The organism is Paracoccus albus (assembly GCF_027913035.1).
Classification (GTDB): domain Bacteria; phylum Pseudomonadota; class Alphaproteobacteria; order Rhodobacterales; family Rhodobacteraceae; genus Paracoccus; species Paracoccus albus.
The window spans coordinates 1,855,558-1,875,423 of the sequence record NZ_CP115775.1; the positions used below are offsets into that span (position 1 = coordinate 1,855,558).

Consider the following 19,866-nt stretch of genomic DNA (forward strand, 5'->3'; position numbering starts at 1 on the left):
GATAAATCCGAACGCAGCCCCGATGTCAAAACCATCGGACACAAAAAAGGCCCGGCATCTCTGCCGGGCCCCTTCGATCAGCAAATCTGCGACAGATCAGCTTTCGTCGATCAGCTGCTGGCGGGCGACACCGACCATCTCGGCCATTTTCGCGCGGATCCCGGCCTCATCGACCTTGCCTTCCAGATCGGCGGCGAGCTTGCGATAGACATCCTCATCGCCCGGCTCTTCGAAATCAGAGGTCACGACGGTCAGCGCATAGGCCTTTGCCTCCTCGCCCGTCTTGCCAAGCACTTCGGCGGCCCATTCGCCCAGCAGGCGGTTGCGCCGCGCCTCGGCCTTGAACTGCAGGTCTGCATCGCGGGCGAATTTCGCCTCATAGGAACGTTCACGGTCGTCAAAAGTGGTCATTCGCATCTCCTGAAACTTCAGCAACACATATGCGCATAGCCCGACTATATCACAACCCTGTATTGCCGCATCACCAGCCAGTATTGCCGCGCGACCGCTTTAAGCATATAGCGTGCTCAACCCCTTACGGCACCGAAAGGATGGCGCGACTCATGGCACCGCGGCGCAAGAAGATTTACGAAGGTAAAGCGAAGATCCTGTATGAAGGCACCGAACCCGGCACGCTGGTTCAGTATTTCAAGGACGACGCCACCGCCTTCAATGCGCAGAAGAAAGCCACGATCGAAGGCAAGGGCGTGCTGAACAACCGCCTGTCCGAATTCTTCATGAACGGTCTGACCAATATCGGCGTGCCGAACCACTTCATCCGCCGCATCAACATGCGCGAACAACTGATCCGCCAGGTGGAAATCGTCCCGCTTGAGGTCATCGTGCGCAATTTCGCGGCCGGTTCGCTGTCCAAGCGGCTGGGGCTGGACGAAGGCACCCAGCTTCCCCGCCCCATCGTCGAATACAGCTTCAAGAATGACGAACTCGGCGACCCGATGGTGTCCGAGGAATATATCGTCGCTTTCGGCTGGGCCACGCAGCAGGATCTGGACGACATCGTCAGCCTTGCCCTGCGGGTGAACGATTTCCTTTCGGGGGTGTTCTTCGGCGTCGGCATCAAGCTGGTTGATTTCAAGATCGAAATCGGGCGGATCTGGGATGGCGATTTCATGCGCCTGATCGTGGCCGATGAAATCAGCCCCGATTCATGCCGCCTTTGGGACGTCAAGACCGGCCAGAAGTTGGACAAGGACGTGTTCCGTCGTGATCTGGGCAACCTGACCGACGCCTATACCGAAGTCGCCCGCCGCCTTGGCCTGATGCCCGCCAATGCGACGCCGATGAACAAACCTACTCTGATCAACTAAGGACTGCCCGAATGAAAGCCCGCGTCACTGTCATGCTGAAAGACGGCGTCCTCGATCCGCAGGGCGAAGCGATCCGCCACGCCCTCGCCAATCTTGGCCATAAAGGCGTCGACGGCGTCCGTCAGGGCAAGATCATCGAGCTTGACCTGACCTCGACCGATGCCGCCGCCGCCGAGGCAGAGGTCAAGCGCATGTGCGAAACCCTGCTGGCCAACACCGTGATCGAGAAGTATTCGGTCGAGATCGTCTGATTGCGGGCGGCCAGCGTGCCGCCCCGCCCATCCCTCGGATCAGATCCGGATAAAGCGCGACGGGCCGTCCTCCCCGAACAGTTCGATCACGACAGCCCGCGCCGGACCTTCACCCGCCACCTCGAACTCAATCGTGGATCGGGACCCGGCAGGCGCATTCTCCGTCACAAAATCGAACACCATGGTCGCGCCATCCCACGGCGAAAGGGACAGCAGCACAGGTTCCGGACCCGCGGCAAGCACCAGTTCGCCGCCTGCATCCCGGACCTCCACCTCTCCGAAATAAGGATGGGCATAGCGTCCGATGCACAAGTCACCCGGCAAGGCCGGGCCGGCATCCACGGGCGGCGATTGCCCAGTGGTCCGGCCCCTTGGCACATAGAATGGCGCGAAAAGCGGCTGATATGCCGCCAGCCAGTCGCGCCGCTCATGCCCAAGCTGCGCCAGTTCGGTAAAAATTTCCGCAATCGCTTCGACCGCGCCGATCGGGGCTGCGTTGGACAGAACCGCAATCCCCAGATCAAGCGACGGGATCAGCGAAAAACATGTCCCCGCCCCCAGATCAAACCCGCCCGAATGGCTCAGCCTGACGCGGCCCGACGGATCGACGCCGACATTGAAACCATAGCCGTAGAAGCCGGCCCGCGCATCCGCGCTGCCGGGTGGTGAGGATATGCTTTGCGGGCTGATCGCCGGCAGCAGCGCATCGCCCGCAATGAACGCGGCACCCTCATGCTGCCCGCCCGACAGAACCATCTTCATCCAGATCGCCATGTCACTGACGCTGGCGCTGACGCCACCCGCGGGTGATTGCGCATCGGGATCGCGCTGATACAGCGGCGCAAAGCCATCACCGCTACGCGCATGGGGAATCGCGCGGTTTTCGCGGCCCATGTAATCGGCAAAGCGCGAACTGGTGCTGCCCATCCCCAGCGGCGCGTAAAGCGATTGCTCCGACAGGCTGGCCCAATCCATGCCCGCCGCCTGCGACACCGCCTCTGCCGCAGCGGTCAGACCGAAATTCGTATAGGCATATGACGAGCGAAACGCCGCCAGAGGCAGCAGGCGCAGCCGTTCCAGAATGACGCGCCGATCAAAGCCAAGATCCTCCAGATCGTCGCCCGCATGATCCGGCAGGCCAGAGCGGTGGCTGTACAGATCACCAATCGTCAGGCGTTCCTTCAACCCCGGATCGGACAATTCGAACCATGGCAGCAGATCTGCCATCCGGGCGTCCCATGTCACGACGCCGTCGGCCACCTGCCGCGCCACGACCGTCGCGCCAATCGATTTGGACACCGAAGCAAGCTGAAACACCGTATCGGGCGTAATCTCTGCCGTCTCACCGATCCGCCGCGGCCCGTAACCGCGCGCCAGAACCGTTTCCCCCTTGTGAACCACTGCGACCGCGATGCCCGGAACGCCGGTCCGCGTCATGATCCCGCCCACGATCTCATCGACCCGGCCAATCGCCGCCCCGATCTGTTCGTCAGGTGCCGCCACGCCGGGCGTCTGCGGCGGCGAAAGCTCGGCAAGCAGCCCCCCCGGTATCAATGCCCCCGCAGCGGCAGAACCGAGAAACAATCGCCGGGACAGAAGCTGCTGGGACATGATGGATCACCCTTTTACGCGAATGACCGCAGGCTAACAGGCCGACCACACCCCAGTCACGGAAAAGAATTCAGCCCGCAGAAAAAACAAAGCACCGGCAATGCTTTACCATAGGGATTTCTTATTCCGACCGAAGATGTATCGGACAAGATGCCCAGAAGTCTTTAGCCACGAGCAGAGAAAAACGCGGCGACCATTCAGGCCGCCGCGCATATCATCTTCAGGGGGTTCGCTGCTCAGAAATCAAACAACTCGCTCAGGAAGCTCTCGCGCTTCTTGCGCTTGCCCCAATAGCGGTAGTCGTCATCATCATCGTCATAGCGCCGCCGCTTGTCATACCGCTCGTCATAGCGGCGATCATCGTAACGCGGGTCGCGGCGGTCGTCATAGCCGCGCTCATCCCGGCGAGGTTCAAGCGGGCGTTCGGCATAGGGGTCTATGGCCGGCTGCTGCAATTGCGGTGCCGGTGCCGCGGGCTGGCCAGGCTGTGCCAACTGGACAGGCGGTTGCGACTGCGCCACGCTGCCGACACTCCTCTCGATGATCTTGTCCAGTTCTCCCCGATCCAGCCAGACGCCCCGGCATTTCGGGCAGTAGTCAATCTCGACCCCATCACGCTGGGTCATAAGCAGGGTCTCATCATCGACCGGACATTTCATCGCGGGCTCCTTGGCTCGTGTTATTCTTGTCCGAAAGATGGGGTCCGCGATGGCGATCACAAGATGCCCTCACGCCTCTGCGACCTGCGCGGCATCATTCTGCCGCCGCTGCCTGCCGCCCGCGAAAATGTATATGCGGATTATATACAGGATATGGACGCGATATTTACGCCGGTCATACGCCGCATCGGGGCGCGGTTGCAGCTTTGGTAAAGGCCGCGTAACACTCTGCGCAGAACCCATGACAGGAGGCCAAGCATGGTCCGCGCCCTTAAATCCGACCGCAAAGGCCCGCAGGATGCCAGCCGGGTTGTCGTGTTCCTGCATGGCTACGGCGCCGATGGCGCCGACCTTCTGGGACTGGCCGATCCGCTTGCCCCGCATCTGCCCGGAACGGCCTTCTACGCCCCCAACGCGCCAGAGCGTTGTGCGAATAATCCCTTTGGATTCCAATGGTTTCCGATACCCTGGCTGGACGGATCGACAGAGGATCAGGCCCGCGCCTCGATGGCGTTGTCGATAGATGACATTAACGCCTTCCTCGACAAAGTCATGGGTGATGAAGGTGTTGCGCCCGAACATCTGGCCGTGGTCGGCTTCTCACAAGGCACGATGATGGCGCTGCACATCCTTCCCCGCCGGGAGCAGCCTGTCGCTTGCATCGTGGGCTTTTCGGGCCGCCTGCTCGTCCCCGAACTGCTTGCGGCAGAGGCCAAATCCCGTCCCCCCATCCTCCTCGCCCACGGCGATCAGGACCCGATGGTTCCCTTCACCGATATGGGCGAAGCTGCCGACAACCTCGCAAATGCTGGATTTCAGACACATACCTATGTGATGAAGGGAACCGGCCACGGCATTTCCCCCGACGGGTTGGGCGCGGCGGTGCAGTTCCTTAAAACCCACCTGAAAATCTAGGCTGAGCGTCCTCCAGCATCGGCAAAAAAGCCTGTAAGACCAGCGAGTTTCCGGTCTCCAAAGACCACTTTGCCGATCGTCATGTTGCCGTTACGCAGCCCCGGTAGAAGGAAACCACATTCTGGGGGTTGCCTGATGACGACCCCGATATATAGTCACACCTAAGGCGAACCGATCCAAAGGATTGGAAGGACGGGGTTGCGGATGCTCGACGACCACCACCACGCGGAATTCAGGACGCAGTTCGTGCGCGAACCGGCGGCGCTCAAACAGTTTCCGGCGCTTGTCCTGAACGCGGATTTCCGACCGTTAAGTTACTACCCCCTGTCGCTCTGGCCGTGGCAAGAGGCGATCAAGGCCGTGTTCCTCGACCGCGTCAGCATCATTGCCGAATATGACGAATATGTGCACAGTCAGAGGCAGGCCTTCCGCATCCCCTCTGTCGTGGTGCTGAAAGATTTTGTGAAACCCCAGAAGCGCGTGGCATTCACGCGCTTCAATCTTTTTCTGCGCGACGGATTTGAATGCCAGTACTGCGCATCAAAAGGCGATCTTACATTTGATCATGTCGTGCCGCGCTCTCGTGGCGGGATCACCAGTTGGGAAAATGTCGTCGCGGCATGCTCGCCCTGCAACCTGCGCAAGGCAAACCGTTCGCTGCGTCACTCGGGCCTGACCCTGCGCCGCCCCGCCCGCCGTCCTACGGCCGAGGAAATGCACGCGATGGGCCGGCGCTTCCCGCCGAACCACCTGCACGAAACCTGGATGGATTTTCTGTACTGGGACGCCGAACTGGAAAGCTGAAGCTCGCGCGCCAACGGCCCGCGATCAATGTTGCTGGTTGTCGCTTCCGCTGAAGTGAACAACCCCTGCCGCGATCAGCGCGGCCAAGGCCAGGGCCACCAACGGAACACCGTGGGCAATGCTGACCCACAGCGTCGCGGCAGCCGCCAGAATGACAGCGACCATCAGGATAAGGAAATGCGGCAGCGGCATGACAGGTCCCCCTTTGACGACAATATGGGGAGGCTGCCCGGGAATGGAAAGGTCCGAGACGAAACCGCTGCAGATTATGGACAGTGTTCCTTTTTCGTTCTAGTCTTGCGCTATGCTGCCGCCAAGAAATCCCGACGAATCCCTGAAAGCGCGAGGAAGCGACACACGCCCCGCGAATCGCTTCGATCAATACCATGCAGAGCGTGAGCATGACGGCTGGGATATACCCGAGGACACGCAGCTTCTGCGCACGCAGGTCACAGACGAACATCCGCGCAGTATCATCACGCGCAACCGCTCTCCCGATGTGCCCTTCGACCGGTCCATCAACCCCTATCGCGGGTGCGAGCATGGCTGCATTTATTGCTTCGCGCGCCCCAGCCACGCCTATTGGGGCCTGTCGCCCGGACTGGATTTCGAGACGAAGATTACCGCAAAACCCGATGCGGCCCGCCTTCTGGCGGCAGAGATCGCAAAACCATCCTATCGCGTGGCACCCATCGCCTTCGGGACCAATACCGACCCCTACCAGCCGGTCGAGGCGAAGCGGCGCATCATGCCAGAGATGTGGCAGGTACTGCTCGACTGGAACCATCCTGCAAGCCTCGTGACCCGTGGCCAGACCGTGCTGCGCGATCTGCCCCTGCTGGGACAAATGGCCAAGCGACAGCTTATCCATATCGGCATCTCGATCACGACGCTGGACGCAGACCTTGCCCGCAGTCTGGAGCCGCGCGCGCCCACCCCTGCGACCCGCCTGCGGATGATCCGTGAACTGGCCGCAGCGGGCATACAGGTCCGTGTCATGGTCGCCCCGGTGATCCCGGTGCTGACTGAAGCGGAGATAGAGCGGATCCTGAGCGCCGCGCGTGAGGCAGGGGCGACAAATGCCAGCATGATCCCGTTGCGCCTGCCGCTGGAAGTCGCGCCCCTGTTCCGCGACTGGCTGGACCGCCACCGACCTGACGCTGCCGCACATGTCATGAACAAGGTGCAGGCCATGCGTGGTGGTCGCGACAACGACCCAAGGTTTGGCAGCCGGATGCGTGGCGAAGGAATCGAAGCGGAACTGATGATGAAACGCTTCAAGCTTGCGCGAAAAAGGTTGGGCTACGCCGAAACCACCCCTCCGCTGGATTGTTCCCGCTTCGGCCCACCGCCGCGCAAGGGCGACCAGTTGGCGCTGTTCTAGCCCGCGGGCCAGCCGGGGCGGTCGTCGATGGGCGCGGCCACGGACAGCCCGCCGCTGCTTTCGGCCGTGCGGTTCAGCGTGCCAATCAGCGGGATCATGTCAGTGAGGATCAGCAGCCGCGTCATCTTCCCCCAGCGAAGATGGATGACATGGACGCCCCCGTTTTGCGTGAGGACGCCATCGGTGCCGGTATTACTCTCGGTCCACTCGACGGTGGCAATCGTGTTCCACGGCCCGCCGGCAATGTCGATCCGGTGAAGCTCGAAGCGCAGATCGGGCATGATCCGGCGCAGCCGCTCATACCAGGCGCGGATCGAGGCCGGGTTGTCGCGGCGGCCGGCGAGTGCGTGGTCCTCGCCCAGAAAGACATGCTCGGCATCCGAAGCGAAGGCGTCGAGAACCGGCTCGATCTCGCCGCGATTGATGGCCTCGAACAGGCCGGTTATGCGGCGGCGGACTATGGCGTGATACATGCTGACCTCGTGACCCGGAGTGGCGGTGACTCGCGACTTCCGGCGAATGTAAGCACCCATCACATTCCGGCGGCAACACGTCTTTTAGCAACTCAGCCAAGCGGCCCCGGCCTGCGTTCTTCCGAGAGCATGACGTTGGCCTCGACCTGTCCCAGCCCCGGCAGCGTCATGATCCGGCGGCGCAGGATGCGCTCGAAATCGGCGATGTCGCGGGCGACGATGCGCAGCCGGTAATCGAACTGCCCGAGCACATGCTGCACAAGCTGCACCTCTGGGATGGCGGTGACGGCGCGTTCGAACTCTTCGAGGCTGGTGCGCCCTTTCGTCGCCAGCCTGATGCCCAGAAACACCGTCACGCCAAAGCCGAGCGCGGCATTGTCCAGCACCACACGTTGACCGGCAATTACCCCCGCCTCTTGCAGCCGCCTAATCCGCCGCCATGCTGCGGGCTGCGTCATGCCGAGGGCCCGCCCGATCTCGGCCGCGCCCAGCGTGGCATCGCGCGAAAGCCGTTTCAGGATCAACAGATCGGTCGCATCGGGAGTCACAGCGGCAGCTCCACGCTGTTCTTGATGGTCGAAACCAGCATCAGGGCATCGCTGGTTTCCACATTCGGCAGGGTCAGTATCCGCTCACGATAGACTTCCTGCCAATGCGCCATGTCCCGCGCGATGACCGACAGGCGAAAGTCTACACTGCCCAGAAATGTCTGGATCTCTATCACCTCGGGAACCTCACGCGCCGCTGCTGTAAATTCGTCGAAGGCGCGCGGGTTGGTCTTATCCAGCGTGAAGCGCAGGCTGACTTCAACCTCATATCCCAGCTTGCGCCAGTCGATCACCGCCTGCTGCCCCGCGATCGTCCCCGCCGCCCGCAGCTTTTCCAGCCGACGCCACAGCGTCGCTGACGTAACCCCGGCGCGTTCTGCCAGTTGGGCGGCGGCAAGCTCTGGCTCTGCCAGAAGCTGGCGCAGGATTCGTCGGTCAGTTGTGTCGAGCATGATTTTTTCGAATCTTGATGCTTATAGGCATGATAGTCATCTTCCCGCGCCATTATCTGCGAAGATTGAACAAATCACCAGCTATATCGCGCCTATAACATTGCCAGAGATCAATAAAAGGAGCGCCACCATGCGCGTGTATTACGACCGTGACTGCGACGTTAACCTCATCAAGGACAAGAAGATCGCCATTCTTGGCTATGGATCGCAAGGTCACGCCCATGCGCTGAACCTGCGCGATTCCGGTGCCAAGAACGTCGCTGTTGCGCTGCGCGAAGGCTCGCCGTCGAAAGCCAAGGCCGAAAGCGAAGGTCTGCAGGTCATGGGGATCGAGGAAGCCGCGAAATGGTGCGACCTGATGATGTTCACCATGCCCGACGAATTGCAGGCAGAAACCTACAAGAAATATGTCCACGACAATCTGCGCGAAGGTGCGGCAATTGCGTTTGCCCACGGGCTGAACGTGCATTTCGGCCTGATTGAGCCGAAAAAGGGTGTCGATGTCATCATGATGGCCCCGAAAGGCCCCGGCCACACCGTGCGCGGCGAATATGTCAAAGGCGGCGGCGTTCCCTGTCTGGTGGCTGTCGATCACGACGCGACCGGCAAGGCGATGGATATCGCGCTGTCCTATTGCTCGGCCATTGGCGGCGGGCGTTCGGGCATCATCGAAACCAACTTCCGCCAGGAATGCGAAACCGATCTGTTCGGTGAGCAGGCCGTTCTCTGCGGTGGCCTGGTCGAACTGATCCGCATGGGCTTCGAAACCCTGGTTGAGGCGGGTTACGAACCCGAAATGGCCTATTTCGAGTGCCTGCATGAGGTCAAACTGATCGTCGACCTGATCTATGAAGGCGGGATTGCGAATATGAACTATTCGATCTCGAACACCGCCGAATATGGTGAATATGTCAGCGGCCCGCGCATCCTGCCCTATGAGGAAACAAAGCGCCGCATGAAAGAGGTTCTGACCGACATCCAGTCGGGCAAATTCGTGCGCGACTTCATGCAGGAAAATGCCGTCGGCCAGCCGTCGTTTAAGGCCACCCGCCGGATCAATGACGAGCACCAGATCGAGCAGGTCGGTGAGAAGCTGCGCGAGATGATGCCGTGGATCTCCAAAGGGAAAATGGTGGACAAGGCGCGGAACTGAGGTTCCCGCTGATGCAATAAGGAAGGCCGGGAAACATTTTCCCGGCCTTTTTTACTGACAAGTCGAGCTGATGTTTTCCCGGCGATGAATAGCGGCACGGAATCGCGATTGACCTATCCTGCTTGAGTAGCCGTTCCTTAACACCCCATCGGCTGATTGTCGTTCGGCACGGTTTCAACCAGGGTTTTTTGCTGTGTATTTGGTCTTGCCAGTCAATGACAGCAAGCCAAGCGTTGCCAGAAGGAAAGAGGCGCCAGAGGCTAGTGTTCTCATCACATTCCAGAACTGCCATGGTGATGAATATTCGTCCCACATCACCCTGGCATCCGCTAAATTGGTTGGCACCTCTTTGAGAGCAAGCGCTTCGTTCATCGGCACATTGACTGCCATCGTTAACACTAGCCCAAAGCACAGATAGGTGACGGAAGACGCCGCAAACCACGCCGCGCTACTGTTCATCCGAAGCCGCCACAAGGACATAGCTGACGCAGCCAGGACCAACGGCGTCAGAAAGAATGCCGGAAAGAAAACCACATTGCGGACCGAGGCATTCATGGCCTGCATCGCCTGAATTGCCACACGAGGGTCGGCTGCGTCCAACCCCCACATCGTCGAACAGACCCAAGCGTAGAAAAATCCGAAAATCGCCGCGCTGAACAGCATTGAAACCGAGATTATGACCTTGGTGTGCACAGGTAATGACATGACAGTTTTCCGTATAGGTGTGTACGCCTTGATATGAGGTGTACATATCTATACGTTTTCTTCCTGTCAAGATGGAGCGTCGTATGAAAGAAGAAAGTAAACAGAAGCGCCATGCGCAGATTGCAAATTGCGCCTATGACGTGCTCGGCACGAGCGGATATTCCGGGGCCTCCTTGCTGACCATTGCCAAGGCGGCCAAAGCCTCAAATGAAACACTCTATCGTTGGTACGGCGGCAAACTGGGATTGTTTGAAGCCATGATCCGGGATAACGCGGCAGAAACCCGGGAAAGGCTTGAAGCTGCGATAGGATCGGAAGCTGATCCGATGCAAACGCTGAAGGCTATTGCACCGGTGCTGCTTGGCATGGTGTTGGGGGAGAAGGCCGTCCTGCTCAACCGCGCTGCTGCAGCAGATCCATCGAATGAGCTTGGCAAGGCGATCGCCCGAAACGGACGCGACAGTCTTGCCCCCTTGATCGGAAACGTCATGGCGCGCCTGTCGACCGGCTCTGGATACAGCCACCATGAAATGACGGACATGTTCATCAGTTTGCTGATCGGGGACCTTCAGGTCAGACGGGCTATCGGCGCCATGTCTGAACCGGACGCATCCTATACCGAAGCGCGAGCGAATACGGCCATCGATCGCTTCATCTCAATCATTGGTCAGCCGGTTTCCTCTACCGCTGCGAAAAGCTAAGTGTAGAACAATGCAGCATTGGTAAGCCTGGTTCGAAACAGACCTTCATGACGGCGATTGCGAGTGACGACTTCTTTTTGTCACGATCACGCGCCGAGGAAGGCACCCACCCGGTCGAGATGCAACACGAGGGCTGGCAGGCGATCCTCGATAATGTCGCTCGGTTTGTCGAACAGGAATAGTGTCCCTAACGGCGCGGATGGGCATTGCGGTAGACCTCCATCAGCCGGGCATCATCGACGCCGGTATAGACCTGCGTCGTGGCAAGGCTGGCATGGCCCAGCAATTCCTGAATGGTGCGCAGATCGCCGCCGGCTGAAAGAAGATGCGTGGCAAAGCTGTGGCGCAGGGCATGGGGCGTGGCCGTGGGCGGCAGGCCGAGGGATTGGCGCATCTTTGCCATCGCCCCTTCAAGGACGCCTGCGCGCAATGGACCGCCACGGGCGCCGTAGAAAAGCGGGCTATCCTTTTCCAGCGGATAGGGGCAAAGGCGCAGATAGGCGGCAATGGCATCTATCGCCACGGGCAGGACCGGGACCATGCGTTCACGCCCGCCCTTGCCGCGTATGGTCAGGGATTCGCGCATGGGCCATTCAGCACCGGTTAGCGAAAGCGCCTCTGATATGCGCAAGCCACAGCCGTAAAGCAGCGTCAGCACCGCCATGTCGCGGGACGCAATCCAAGGTTCGGCGTGGTGGCTGCCCGCGTGGTCAAGAAGCTCACGGGCCTGATCGGGCGCAAGCGGACGCGGGAGGGACCGCTGGTATTTGGGGCCGCGCGTCGACAAGGCGGCTGACAGGTCATAGCCCTCTCGGTCGGAAATCCATCGCAGGAAGCTGCGGATCGCCGAAAGCCGACGGGCCAGCGAACGGGCAGACAGGCCCCTGGCCCTTTCCGCAGCCGCAAAAGCACGCATATCAATCTGCTTGAGCGAAGCGAGGGATTTCGGGGTCGCGCCTTCTCCATAATGCCCGCCAAGGAAGGACAGAAAGGCCAGCGTATCATCGCGATAAGCGGTGATGGTGTGGGCAGAGCGGTCCCTGGCGGCCGCTTCGCCCTGAAGCCATTGCGCCAACGCATCTGCCATCGCGGGCGTCAGCGCCAGCGGCGTGCTCATTCGTCCAGCCAGCGAAGCAGGATCAAGCGGAACGCCTGACCAAAGAAGCGCAGCAGATCGGTGCCTTGCGCAGCACTGAACCGTCCCGGCTCGTCCGAGCCCATCAGCAGCAGCGCAGGCATCCGGTTTGCGCCCAGATCCAGCGGAATCAGTGCCTCGGACGCGACAGGCGCACCATGCAGCCCCGCGCTGACCGACGACGCGCGGCGCAGCATCACTTCGCCAGAGCTTTGGCCGCGACGCCCCGCCGCAATCGCACGGGATACCGTTCCTGCCGGCACCATCGTCAGCGGGCCGCCCATTTCCGGCGTGCCTTCCTTGGTAGAGGTTTCCATCACCAGAACAAGCGTATCGACCCGCAGGATATCGGCGAGGTCAGTCTGCATGTTCTCAAGAAAATCTTCGAAATCCACGGGCTGCAACAGCGACAGGACCGCACGGTGGATGGTATTCATCCCCGACTGGTTTTCATAGGCGGCAGCGATGACCGTTTCATGCGCGGCTTCCAGCCGGTCCAGCCGCGATTCCAGAGCCGTCATGGCGCGGCCGCGAATGTCGATGACATTGTCGCCGACGCCTTCCTCATGCGCGCCGACAATGGCCCGCATGAGGTCGCGATCCATCAGGATCGAGCTGGGATCGTCCAGCAGCGCCTGCCGCTGTTCGGGGGACAGCGCCTGTTCGGTCATTGGCCGATCTTCTGACCGGTCTTGGCCCAGTCCGCGTTGAATTGCGCCAGGCCCTTATCGGTCAGCGGGTGGGTCGCCATCGACTTGATAACATTCGGCGGCGAGGTGATGACATCGGCACCGATCCGGCCCGCTTCGATGATATGGTTCACCGAACGGATCGAGGCGGCAAGAATCTGCGTCTCGTAGCCGTAATTGTCGTAAATCTCGCGGATATCGGCGATCAGTTCCATCCCGTCCAGATGGATGTCGTCCAGACGCCCGATGAACGGGCTGATGAAGGTCGCGCCAGCTTTCGCCGCCAGAATAGCCTGCGCGGGCGAGAAGCAGAGCGTGACATTCACCATGTGGCCCGCATCCGATAGCACACGGCAGGCTTTCAGCCCGTCCCAGGTCAACGGCACCTTCACGGCAATATTATTGGCGATCTTTGCCAGGTGCTTGCCCTCGCGGATCATGTCATCGGCTTTTTCGGCAACCACCTCGGCAGAGACAGGGCCCGGGATCATGTCGCAGATCTCGCGGGTCACTTCTTCAATATCGCGGCCCGCCTTCAAGATCAGCGACGGATTGGTGGTAACCCCGTCAACCATTCCCAGATCGTTCAATTCGCGGATGGCATCGACGTCGGCTGTATCGACAAAGAATTTCATGGCGCACTCCTCAGCAGCGTTTGGCAAAGTGATAGCGCATTGCCTTGCTTACCGAAAGCGGCAGTGCTTGTTTTTCCGCGCCACTCGCGGCAGTGTGCCGACCTTATCCATCTCTGCGGGCTGATTGTGACTTTCCACCCCCAAGGCGCACGCATCGGCGTTCTGACAACCGAACCGGTCGGGCTGCTGGATTATCTTGCGCCCGAAGGAGGGGCAGAGGACGGTCAGATCGTGATCTGCCCGCTTGGACCGCGCCGGGTGATGGGCGTTGTCTGGGGCAAGGGTGAGGGGACATTCGATCTTGCCAAACTGCGCCCGGTGTTACGCGGTGTCGATGCAGCGCCGCTATCGGAAGAACTGCGGACATTTCTGTCCCGCGCGGCGGAATATACGCTGACACCGCTGCCGATTATGCTTCGCATGGCAATGCGTGCGCCCGATCTGGACAAACCCCCGGCAGAGCGGCGGATCATCCTGCGCGCCGGACCGGAGCCGTCGCGGATGACAGAGGCACGGGCAGCCGTGCTGCGCGTGATCGAAGAACACGGCGGGGCCAGTTTTGCGGCGTCCGAACTGGCGCAGCTGGCAGGGGTCGGTACCAGCGTCGTCAAGGGGCTGGTTGCCGCCGGCACGCTGGTCGAGGTGACCGCGCCCAAGGACCTGCCCTATCCTCGGCTTGATCCTGACCTGCCGGGCAAGCCGCTCGCCCCCGATCAGGCCGCAGCGGCAGAAAAACTGCGGGAATCGGTCAGCAGTGGCAACTATGGCACCACCCTGCTGCGCGGCGTGACCGGGTCCGGCAAGACAGAGGTTTATCTTGAAGCGGTCGCCGCCTGCCTGCGCGCAGGCAGGCAGGCTTTGGTACTGCTGCCTGAGATCGCACTTTCGGCGGAGTTTCTGGACCGGGTGGAGGCGCGTTTCGGCGCCCGCCCCGGCGAATGGCATTCCGGGATCAGCCGGACAGAGCGGCGGCGCTTGTGGCACATGGCCGGACGCGGTGAGGTTTCGCTGGTCGTAGGCGCGCGCTCTGCCCTGTTCCTGCCATTCCGCGATCTTGGCTTGATCGTTGTCGACGAAGAACACGATTCGTCCTACAAACAAGAAGATACGGTCTTTTACTCAGCCCGCGATATGGCGGTATTGCGCGCTGCTGTTGCCTCGGCCCAGGTCGTTCTGGCATCGGCCACACCTTCGCTAGAGACATGGGTGAATGCTGGCAGCGGCAAATATGAAAGGCTTGAATTGCGCTCCCGCTATGGTGATGCGGAATTGCCGGATATGGCGACAGTAGACCTGCGCGCTGAGGACATGCCGGGCGGACAATGGATCTCGCCGAGCTTGGCAAAGGCGGTCGAGGCCCGCATCGCCCGGGGTGAGCAATCGCTTTTGTTCCTGAACCGGCGCGGCTATGCGCCGGTCACGGTGTGCCGTGCCTGCGGCGAACAGATCGGCTGCCAGCAATGCGACGCCCGAATGGTCGAACATCGTTTTCAGAACCGGCTGGTTTGCCACCAATGTGGGGAATCGCGCCCCATCCCGGTCGAATGCCCTTCTTGCGGGGTTGAGGGCAAGCTTGCCCCCGTCGGTCCGGGGGTCGAGCGATTGGCGGAAGAGGTCGCCGCGCGGTTTCCGGATGCGAAACTGACGGTACTGTCATCCGATCTGTTTGGCTCGGCCCGTGCGCTTAAAGAGACAATTGCCGAGATCGCGCAAGGCGATACGGAAATCATCATCGGCACGCAGCTTGTCGCCAAGGGGCACAACTTTCCGAAGTTGACTCTGGTCGGTGTGATCGACGCCGACCTTGGACTGCAAGGCGCCGATCTGCGCGCGGCAGAACGATCGTTTCAACTGATGCGTCAGGTTGCGGGTCGCGCCGGCAGGATGCCGGGCGATCGACCGGGACTGGCGCTGCTGCAGACCCATCAGCCTGATCATGCAGTGATTCGCGCGATACTGGCCGGTGATGACGAAGGATTCCTGCACGCCGAAGCCGGTATGAGGAGGGCGGAATCCATGCCGCCTTTCGGTCGGTTAGCTGGAATTATCCTCTCGCATCCTGACCCGGCGACGCTGTCTGATTTCGCGCGACATCTTGCCATGATTGCCGGACCTATCCGTGAGGCGGGCGCCGAACTGTTCGGCCCTGCCCCTGCCCCAATCGCCCGCATTCGCGGGCGGCACAGGATGCGTATGCTGATCCGTGCACCCCGGCAGGCTGCCATTCAGCAGGCTATCAGCGACTGGTTGGCGCCAGTCAAGCTGCCGACCAATATGCGTCTGTCTGTGGATATTGACCCGCAGAGCTTCTTTTGAGTGGCTGAGGGGCGCTGCCCCTCGCCGCTGCGCGGCTCACCCCGAGGTATTTGGACACCAAAGACGGAGTCTGAAAGATCGAGGCACCCCTGACCTGCCACGGGATTTTTCCTCCACCTGCGATTAGAGTCCGGACCAAATTGAGAACGGAACATGAAGCGAACAAGATACAACGAAGAACAAATCATCGGCATTTTGACTGAGCATGAGGCCGGGGCGAAGTGCGCCGGCCTTTGCCGCAAGTACGGGATGTCGGAAGGCACTTTTTATGCCTGGAAGGCGAAAAATTCCGGGATGACGGTGTCCGAGGTGAAGCGTCTGCAGGGGCTTGAGGACGAGAACGCCAGGCTGAAGCGGCTGCTGGCCGAGCAGATGCTGGACATGGCGGCGATGAAGGAGCTTTTGTCAAAAAAGTGGTGACGCCCGCTGTGAAGCGCGAGGCTGTCGCGCATCTGAAAGCTCAATTGGGTTTGTCGGAACGGCGTTCGTGTCGGATTATCGGTGTGGATCGGAAAACAGTGCGGTATCGATCACGACGCGCACCCGATATAGCGCTGCGGGATCCGGCGAATGAACGGCGCAGGTTCGGCTATAAGGCGGCTGTTTGTCCTGCTGCGCCGCGAGGGCGAGCCATTTGGGATCAACCGCATCTACCGGCTTGATCGCGAGGAAGGGTTAATCGTCCGTAAACGGCACGCGCGCGGCAAGGCGATCGGCACCCATTGCGTTTCGTTGACAGGAATATTTGTATCAGTCAGCACGGTCGGCTCGTATTCGCAAATCGCATAGAGATCGCTCACGACGCTTTCTCCAAGTTTTGGCGGAACAGATCGACAAGATCGAAAATCCCGCGTTACACTTTGCCGAGCCGGAAGAAGCTTTGCCGGGCAGAAGAAAATATCTTCGTCCGACATCAAGCCCGACCAACTGTCGTCGATTACGTCGCCGCTCAGGATCAATTCGTTATTGAAGACAAGCGATTCCGTGCGGCTTGGTCCTTTATGTTGTCGGCTTCCGCGCGGGCGCGGCCAGCTTCTGTTGCTTTTTCATCTGATGCGGACGACAGGTTTACTGCTTCGTCCGCCTGCATGTCCTGCACGCGTTCTTCACGGATGCGTTCCGGATCGCGGCCTAGTTCGCGCTGAACGCCTTGGCAGCTGTTCAGCCCGGACTCGACTTCTTCGATCATCGCCGGGATTTCGCGCGTCGGATCGACAAGGATGCGGCGTGGCGGGGTCCAGTCGAGCGTAAAATCCATTCCCGCCTTTCCGGATACAGAGAGGCCGTTCCGAAACCAGCGCTCGATCCCGCCGCCAAATTGGGCGATCATGATGTTGCGCTGCCACATCCGAACAAGTCGGTCCATTTCGTTCCGGCCGTAGCGAGCGGATGAGAAGTTCACGCTTTCCAGATCAACGGCAAGCGACTCGTAGGTAATCCCGATCCCCGCTGCGATTGCCTGCAGACCCTGCTTCATGAAGGCGGGGTATTCCTCGACGCGCGGCGGATCGACCGGTACCGGCTCCGCACCTTCCGGAAGGTGGAAAATTGCGCCCGGTTCCGACTTGTCGAGGCCCTTCTCCGATTTACCGACGCCGACTCCGCCCGTCCATTTCAGCATGAACGCAAGCAGCCACGACATACGCTGCTTCATGATCTGGGTTTCCTGATAATCGGACAGTTCGCCGATGGTCATCATTACCGGAGCCAGCCAAGGCACCCCGCGCAATTGCTCCGACCGATTGAACCGCCGGCCGTGGATCACATCAATCGCAGAGACGCGCGAGGTGGTTCGGCTTCGCGGGATCTCGACCGATCCGGGATGATAGGGCGGGAGGTGATATGCTTCGATCTGGCCTGTCGGGCCGTATTCGACCCCCTCAACCACCTGATTTAGGCCATGTGAGGTAATCGATTTATCCAGCCGGTCCGCCTCGATCATCTCGAACTGAAACGGCAAGGCGAGGCCCGTCGCAAAGGTTCCTGTCCGTGGTCGCCACCGCAGAAAGCACTCGCCGTCAGCGAATACCGTGGACATGAATACCTGCTGCATCTCGAACAGATCGTATTCGCCGCGGGCGTCCAATGCGGGCGTCAGAAGGTGCAAGCGAAGCTTTTCCTCGATGAGTTTTTTTATGCCCCTTATCGCTGCATCGAACGGAAGGCGCGTTGCCTTCACCGACCACATTGGCAACCACCACATCACGCGCTCGCGCCGCGTATCCCTATGCGTGGGAGGCGGAGTTCTATATCCCAATGACGATATTGAGGCGGCAGAAGTCAATAACGATCATCCTCTGGCTGCCGATGGCGGTACAGTAGTTTTTATGACCGAGGGCGAAAACAGCCGTAGACGACTGGTTTGCTCAAGATGACAAGGGTTAGGCTCAAGGGGATCAACCGGATCAAGGCCAAATTGGCGGACGGGTCTGCCAGAGAATATCACTACGTTGGTCAAGGTCGCGGAGCGGGTAAGTTCTGGGAAAGTGCCAGCGATTTGCGCATCGGTTCGCCCGAATATATCGCCGCATTCACCGCGGCTGCCCAGCCCGCCGATCAGGCAGCCGGGAAGTTCAGATCTATCATTGTTCGCTTCCTCGAAAGCCAGGATTTCAAAGGTCTGGCCCCACGAACCCAGAAGGACATGCGCTGCTCCATCTTCCATGCAAAGAACGGCATAGATAAGCGGTTCGGAGATGCCCCTATCGCGGCCCTGAACGACACGCGCATCCGAACGCAGGCACTCGACTGGCGGGACAGCATTGGTGGGAAGGTCGGGGGTGAACACATCAGGCATTTACAGCGGATTATGGGTTTCGCGTTGGACCGAGGGCTTATCCGTGAGCACCACCTCAGACAGATCAAAGGCGTCTATAAATCCAGCCGTTCCGATATCTTCTGGATGCCCGAAGAGGTTTCCGCCTTTGTTGATGGTGCCCCCAAGCACATCGGCAGAATTTTGATAGCAGCCACCGAAACCGGTCTGCGGCCAGATGATCTGGCGACTATCACCCGCGCCAACCTACACCCAACACCTCATGGTCAGCGCCTCGTGGTATTTACGGCCAAGCGGAAGCGCATAGCGTCTATACCCGTCACTGACCGAATGTCAGTTTTGATTGCCGAAACGCCAGATGCTCAGAGCCATCTGATCGCCACGGCGTCGGGGCAACCCTACAAGCACGCCAATTATCTGGGGGACGCTGTAAGCGAATGGCGAGACAGGCTGAAGTTGCGGCCTGAACTCCGCCTATATGATGCTCGCGGGACCGCCGCCACTCGACATCTTGAGGCTGGCGCTGAGTTGAGGGAGATCGCCACGCATATGGGCTGGTCGATCATGCACGCCGTTGAGGTGATTGAGCGATATGTCGCACTGGCACCGGGAATGACTGATTGGCTTGCCGAGAAGCTAAAGCGGGCCGAATCCAGAACGAAAAATGCAAAATGAACTGCAAAACGGCCTGGTTGAAAGTCGGCTAAGTGCTGGTCGGGGCGATAGGATTCGAACCTACGACCTACGGTACCCAAAACCGTCGCGCTACCAGGCTGCGCCACGCCCCGACGAAGGTGCTTCTAACCGCAGTTGCGGCGGGTGGAAAGCCCTAACGACACGGTTGAGCCGCCATTGATTGATCTAACCTTGGAAACGCCATCGCCATCCCTACCTCCAGACCGATTCTTTCGGACTCCCCACCCCCGACTTCCAGAACCATTAACCGATTCGGGTCCGGATCATCAGCTGTGTGTCCGGGGATCGGTGTCAGGTCGCCCGGCTTTGCCGAGGGATGGATGTGCCGGATCACCCCCTGCGCATCCATGAAAATCATGTCGAGCGGGATCAATGTGTTCTTCATCCAGAAGGACGCGGGCCGTGGGCTCTCATAGATGAACAACATGCCCGTCATCGGCGCCAGACCCTCGCGGTTCATCAGCCCCTGCGCACGTTCTTGCGGATCGTCGGCAATCTCTAACCGGATGGAGGCATCGACCGCCGGAAAAACCGCCACATCGTCCTCGCAAACCGGGGCTTCCTGGGCCGAGGCGTGGTTCAGCCCAATAAAGGTGGTCGCGCAGATGACAGCTAAGATCTGACGACTGAACATG

Annotated in this window: 24 protein-coding genes, 1 tRNA gene and 1 pseudogene; 12 read left to right on the forward strand and 14 right to left on the reverse strand. The window is 60.1% G+C overall.

What is annotated here, in order from left to right:
- Nucleotides 1-96 precede the first annotated feature (96 nt).
- Complete coding sequence (locus PAF20_RS09225) at nt 97-411, reverse strand: DUF1476 domain-containing protein (RefSeq protein ID WP_271070380.1); 315 nt, start codon at nt 409-411, stop codon at nt 97-99.
- 152 nt (nt 412-563) lie between these two features.
- On the opposite strand from PAF20_RS09225, the gene purC reads away from it, so the two are divergent.
- Nucleotides 564-1,328 (forward strand): phosphoribosylaminoimidazolesuccinocarboxamide synthase, encoded by a 765-nt coding sequence (gene purC / locus PAF20_RS09230; protein WP_271070381.1) that lies wholly within the window; start codon nt 564-566, stop codon nt 1,326-1,328.
- Between the two features lie 11 nt (nt 1,329-1,339).
- Entirely contained in the window at nt 1,340-1,579 is a 240-nt protein-coding gene (purS, locus tag PAF20_RS09235) for a phosphoribosylformylglycinamidine synthase subunit PurS (RefSeq protein WP_271070382.1), read from the forward strand.
- A 39-nt stretch (nt 1,580-1,618) separates the two neighbouring features.
- Here purS and PAF20_RS09240 read toward each other — a convergent pair whose 3' ends face one another.
- Together PAF20_RS09240 and PAF20_RS09245 are read right to left on the reverse strand one after the other, a co-directional pair.
- Nucleotides 1,619-3,190: a serine hydrolase gene (locus PAF20_RS09240; protein WP_271070383.1), complete on the reverse strand. Its 1,572-nt coding sequence runs from the start codon at nt 3,188-3,190 to the stop codon at nt 1,619-1,621.
- 236 nt (nt 3,191-3,426) lie between these two features.
- A complete protein-coding gene (locus tag PAF20_RS09245; RefSeq protein ID WP_271070384.1) occupies nt 3,427-3,849 on the reverse strand; it encodes a TFIIB-type zinc ribbon-containing protein in 423 nt (140 codons plus the stop codon).
- A gap of 63 nt (nt 3,850-3,912) precedes the next feature.
- On the opposite strand from PAF20_RS09245, the gene PAF20_RS09250 reads away from it, so the two are divergent.
- The 3 genes from PAF20_RS09250 to PAF20_RS09260 all read left to right on the forward strand — a co-directional run bounded on the left by PAF20_RS09250 (nt 3,913) and on the right by PAF20_RS09260 (nt 5,568).
- Nucleotides 3,913-4,062, forward strand: a complete 150-nt coding sequence (locus tag PAF20_RS09250; RefSeq protein WP_271070385.1) for a hypothetical protein — start codon at nt 3,913-3,915, stop codon at nt 4,060-4,062.
- A gap of 45 nt (nt 4,063-4,107) precedes the next feature.
- The gene (locus PAF20_RS09255; RefSeq protein ID WP_271070386.1) at nt 4,108-4,764 is read left to right on the forward strand and encodes an alpha/beta hydrolase; all 657 of its coding nucleotides are present in this window, start codon (nt 4,108-4,110) and stop codon (nt 4,762-4,764) included.
- A gap of 204 nt (nt 4,765-4,968) precedes the next feature.
- Nucleotides 4,969-5,568, forward strand: a complete 600-nt coding sequence (locus PAF20_RS09260) for an HNH endonuclease (RefSeq protein WP_271070387.1) — start codon at nt 4,969-4,971, stop codon at nt 5,566-5,568.
- Between the two features lie 24 nt (nt 5,569-5,592).
- Here the strand turns inward: PAF20_RS09260 and PAF20_RS09265 are convergent, their stop codons facing one another.
- Nucleotides 5,593-5,760, reverse strand: coding sequence for a hypothetical protein (locus tag PAF20_RS09265; protein ID WP_271070388.1), 168 nt, complete (start codon nt 5,758-5,760; stop codon nt 5,593-5,595).
- A 112-nt stretch (nt 5,761-5,872) separates the two neighbouring features.
- Here PAF20_RS09265 and PAF20_RS09270 point away from each other — a divergent pair, with 112 nt between their 5' ends.
- Nucleotides 5,873-6,952 (forward strand): PA0069 family radical SAM protein, encoded by a 1,080-nt coding sequence (locus PAF20_RS09270; RefSeq protein WP_271070389.1) that lies wholly within the window; start codon nt 5,873-5,875, stop codon nt 6,950-6,952.
- Here PAF20_RS09270 and PAF20_RS09275 read toward each other — a convergent pair.
- Genes PAF20_RS09275 through PAF20_RS09285 form a run of 3 tightly spaced genes read right to left on the reverse strand, consistent with a single transcriptional unit; the run spans nt 6,949 to nt 8,425 of the window.
- Nucleotides 6,949-7,485, reverse strand: coding sequence for a nuclear transport factor 2 family protein (locus tag PAF20_RS09275; protein ID WP_271070390.1), 537 nt, complete (start codon nt 7,483-7,485; stop codon nt 6,949-6,951). The genes PAF20_RS09270 and PAF20_RS09275 overlap by 4 nt on opposite strands.
- A gap of 32 nt (nt 7,486-7,517) precedes the next feature.
- Nucleotides 7,518-7,973: an Lrp/AsnC family transcriptional regulator gene (locus PAF20_RS09280; protein ID WP_271070391.1), complete on the reverse strand. Its 456-nt coding sequence runs from the start codon at nt 7,971-7,973 to the stop codon at nt 7,518-7,520.
- Nucleotides 7,970-8,425 (reverse strand): Lrp/AsnC family transcriptional regulator, encoded by a 456-nt coding sequence (locus tag PAF20_RS09285; RefSeq protein WP_271070392.1) that lies wholly within the window; start codon nt 8,423-8,425, stop codon nt 7,970-7,972. Before PAF20_RS09285 ends, PAF20_RS09280 begins: the two co-directional genes overlap by 4 nt.
- Nucleotides 8,426-8,555: 130 nt before the next feature.
- On the opposite strand from PAF20_RS09285, the gene ilvC reads away from it, so the two are divergent.
- Nucleotides 8,556-9,578 (forward strand): ketol-acid reductoisomerase, encoded by a 1,023-nt coding sequence (gene ilvC / locus PAF20_RS09290; protein ID WP_271070393.1) that lies wholly within the window; start codon nt 8,556-8,558, stop codon nt 9,576-9,578.
- Nucleotides 9,579-9,752: 174 nt separating this feature from the next.
- On the opposite strand, the gene PAF20_RS09295 is transcribed toward ilvC, so the two are convergent.
- On the reverse strand, nt 9,753-10,241 hold the full coding sequence (locus PAF20_RS09295) for an anthrone oxygenase family protein (protein ID WP_271070394.1): 489 nt from the start codon (nt 10,239-10,241) through the stop codon (nt 9,753-9,755).
- A gap of 125 nt (nt 10,242-10,366) precedes the next feature.
- Between PAF20_RS09295 and PAF20_RS09300 the strand changes: the two genes are divergently transcribed.
- Both PAF20_RS09300 and PAF20_RS09305 read left to right on the forward strand, forming a co-directional pair.
- Nucleotides 10,367-10,984, forward strand: a complete 618-nt coding sequence (locus tag PAF20_RS09300; RefSeq protein WP_271070395.1) for a TetR/AcrR family transcriptional regulator — start codon at nt 10,367-10,369, stop codon at nt 10,982-10,984.
- Between the two features lie 47 nt (nt 10,985-11,031).
- Nucleotides 11,032-11,166, forward strand: a complete 135-nt coding sequence (locus PAF20_RS09305) for a hypothetical protein (RefSeq protein ID WP_271070396.1) — start codon at nt 11,032-11,034, stop codon at nt 11,164-11,166.
- 5 nt (nt 11,167-11,171) lie between these two features.
- Here the strand turns inward: PAF20_RS09305 and PAF20_RS09310 are convergent, their stop codons facing one another.
- From PAF20_RS09310 to fsa, 3 genes are read right to left on the reverse strand one after another with little or no spacing between them, the layout of a single operon-like run.
- On the reverse strand, nt 11,172-12,101 hold the full coding sequence (locus PAF20_RS09310) for a tyrosine recombinase XerC (RefSeq protein ID WP_271070397.1): 930 nt from the start codon (nt 12,099-12,101) through the stop codon (nt 11,172-11,174).
- Nucleotides 12,098-12,790: a DUF484 family protein gene (locus PAF20_RS09315; RefSeq protein WP_271070398.1), complete on the reverse strand. Its 693-nt coding sequence runs from the start codon at nt 12,788-12,790 to the stop codon at nt 12,098-12,100. Before PAF20_RS09315 ends, PAF20_RS09310 begins: the two co-directional genes overlap by 4 nt.
- Nucleotides 12,787-13,443 (reverse strand): fructose-6-phosphate aldolase, encoded by a 657-nt coding sequence (fsa, locus tag PAF20_RS09320; RefSeq protein WP_271070399.1) that lies wholly within the window; start codon nt 13,441-13,443, stop codon nt 12,787-12,789. Before fsa ends, PAF20_RS09315 begins: the two co-directional genes overlap by 4 nt.
- A gap of 126 nt (nt 13,444-13,569) precedes the next feature.
- Here fsa and PAF20_RS09325 point away from each other — a divergent pair, with 126 nt between their 5' ends.
- The gene (locus tag PAF20_RS09325) at nt 13,570-15,759 is read left to right on the forward strand and encodes a primosomal protein N' (RefSeq protein ID WP_434802910.1); all 2,190 of its coding nucleotides are present in this window, start codon (nt 13,570-13,572) and stop codon (nt 15,757-15,759) included.
- 153 nt (nt 15,760-15,912) lie between these two features.
- Nucleotides 15,913-16,479, forward strand: a pseudogene (locus tag PAF20_RS09330) (transposase); the annotation flags it as partial.
- Nucleotides 16,480-16,714: 235 nt separating this feature from the next.
- Here PAF20_RS09330 and PAF20_RS09335 read toward each other — a convergent pair.
- Nucleotides 16,715-17,962: a phage portal protein gene (locus tag PAF20_RS09335; RefSeq protein WP_271070400.1), complete on the reverse strand. Its 1,248-nt coding sequence runs from the start codon at nt 17,960-17,962 to the stop codon at nt 16,715-16,717.
- A gap of 168 nt (nt 17,963-18,130) precedes the next feature.
- Between PAF20_RS09335 and PAF20_RS09340 the strand changes: the two genes are divergently transcribed.
- On the forward strand, nt 18,131-19,210 hold the full coding sequence (locus PAF20_RS09340; protein WP_271070401.1) for a tyrosine-type recombinase/integrase: 1,080 nt from the start codon (nt 18,131-18,133) through the stop codon (nt 19,208-19,210).
- A gap of 36 nt (nt 19,211-19,246) precedes the next feature.
- Here the strand turns inward: PAF20_RS09340 and PAF20_RS09345 are convergent.
- Nucleotides 19,247-19,323: transfer RNA gene (locus PAF20_RS09345), tRNA-Pro, on the reverse strand.
- A gap of 41 nt (nt 19,324-19,364) precedes the next feature.
- On the reverse strand, nt 19,365-19,865 hold the full coding sequence (locus PAF20_RS09350) for a DUF192 domain-containing protein (RefSeq protein WP_271070402.1): 501 nt from the start codon (nt 19,863-19,865) through the stop codon (nt 19,365-19,367).
- Between the last annotated feature and the right edge of the window lies 1 nt (nt 19,866).

What these genes read in the sequence shown, in the direction of transcription:
- PAF20_RS09225 (WP_271070380.1), bottom strand. Translation starts at nt 411, where the DNA reads ATGACCACTTTTGACGACCGTGAACGTTCCTATGAGGCGAAATTCGCC.
- purC (WP_271070381.1), top strand. Translation starts at nt 564, where the DNA reads ATGGCACCGCGGCGCAAGAAGATTTACGAAGGTAAAGCGAAGATCCTG.
- purS (WP_271070382.1), top strand. Translation starts at nt 1,340, where the DNA reads ATGAAAGCCCGCGTCACTGTCATGCTGAAAGACGGCGTCCTCGATCCG.
- PAF20_RS09240 (WP_271070383.1), bottom strand. Translation starts at nt 3,190, where the DNA reads ATGTCCCAGCAGCTTCTGTCCCGGCGATTGTTTCTCGGTTCTGCCGCT.
- PAF20_RS09245 (WP_271070384.1), bottom strand. Translation starts at nt 3,849, where the DNA reads ATGAAATGTCCGGTCGATGATGAGACCCTGCTTATGACCCAGCGTGAT.
- PAF20_RS09250 (WP_271070385.1), top strand. Translation starts at nt 3,913, where the DNA reads ATGCCCTCACGCCTCTGCGACCTGCGCGGCATCATTCTGCCGCCGCTG.
- PAF20_RS09255 (WP_271070386.1), top strand. Translation starts at nt 4,108, where the DNA reads ATGGTCCGCGCCCTTAAATCCGACCGCAAAGGCCCGCAGGATGCCAGC.
- PAF20_RS09260 (WP_271070387.1), top strand. Translation starts at nt 4,969, where the DNA reads ATGCTCGACGACCACCACCACGCGGAATTCAGGACGCAGTTCGTGCGC.
- PAF20_RS09265 (WP_271070388.1), bottom strand. Translation starts at nt 5,760, where the DNA reads ATGCCGCTGCCGCATTTCCTTATCCTGATGGTCGCTGTCATTCTGGCG.
- PAF20_RS09270 (WP_271070389.1), top strand. Translation starts at nt 5,873, where the DNA reads ATGCTGCCGCCAAGAAATCCCGACGAATCCCTGAAAGCGCGAGGAAGC.
- PAF20_RS09275 (WP_271070390.1), bottom strand. Translation starts at nt 7,485, where the DNA reads ATGGGTGCTTACATTCGCCGGAAGTCGCGAGTCACCGCCACTCCGGGT.
- PAF20_RS09285 (WP_271070392.1), bottom strand. Translation starts at nt 8,425, where the DNA reads ATGCTCGACACAACTGACCGACGAATCCTGCGCCAGCTTCTGGCAGAG.
- ilvC (WP_271070393.1), top strand. Translation starts at nt 8,556, where the DNA reads ATGCGCGTGTATTACGACCGTGACTGCGACGTTAACCTCATCAAGGAC.
- PAF20_RS09295 (WP_271070394.1), bottom strand. Translation starts at nt 10,241, where the DNA reads ATGCTGTTCAGCGCGGCGATTTTCGGATTTTTCTACGCTTGGGTCTGT.
- PAF20_RS09300 (WP_271070395.1), top strand. Translation starts at nt 10,367, where the DNA reads ATGAAAGAAGAAAGTAAACAGAAGCGCCATGCGCAGATTGCAAATTGC.
- PAF20_RS09305 (WP_271070396.1), top strand. Translation starts at nt 11,032, where the DNA reads ATGACGGCGATTGCGAGTGACGACTTCTTTTTGTCACGATCACGCGCC.
- PAF20_RS09310 (WP_271070397.1), bottom strand. Translation starts at nt 12,101, where the DNA reads ATGAGCACGCCGCTGGCGCTGACGCCCGCGATGGCAGATGCGTTGGCG.
- PAF20_RS09315 (WP_271070398.1), bottom strand. Translation starts at nt 12,790, where the DNA reads ATGACCGAACAGGCGCTGTCCCCCGAACAGCGGCAGGCGCTGCTGGAC.
- fsa (WP_271070399.1), bottom strand. Translation starts at nt 13,443, where the DNA reads ATGAAATTCTTTGTCGATACAGCCGACGTCGATGCCATCCGCGAATTG.
- PAF20_RS09335 (WP_271070400.1), bottom strand. Translation starts at nt 17,962, where the DNA reads ATGTGGTGGTTGCCAATGTGGTCGGTGAAGGCAACGCGCCTTCCGTTC.
- PAF20_RS09340 (WP_271070401.1), top strand. Translation starts at nt 18,131, where the DNA reads ATGACAAGGGTTAGGCTCAAGGGGATCAACCGGATCAAGGCCAAATTG.
- PAF20_RS09350 (WP_271070402.1), bottom strand. Translation starts at nt 19,865, where the DNA reads ATGTTCAGTCGTCAGATCTTAGCTGTCATCTGCGCGACCACCTTTATT.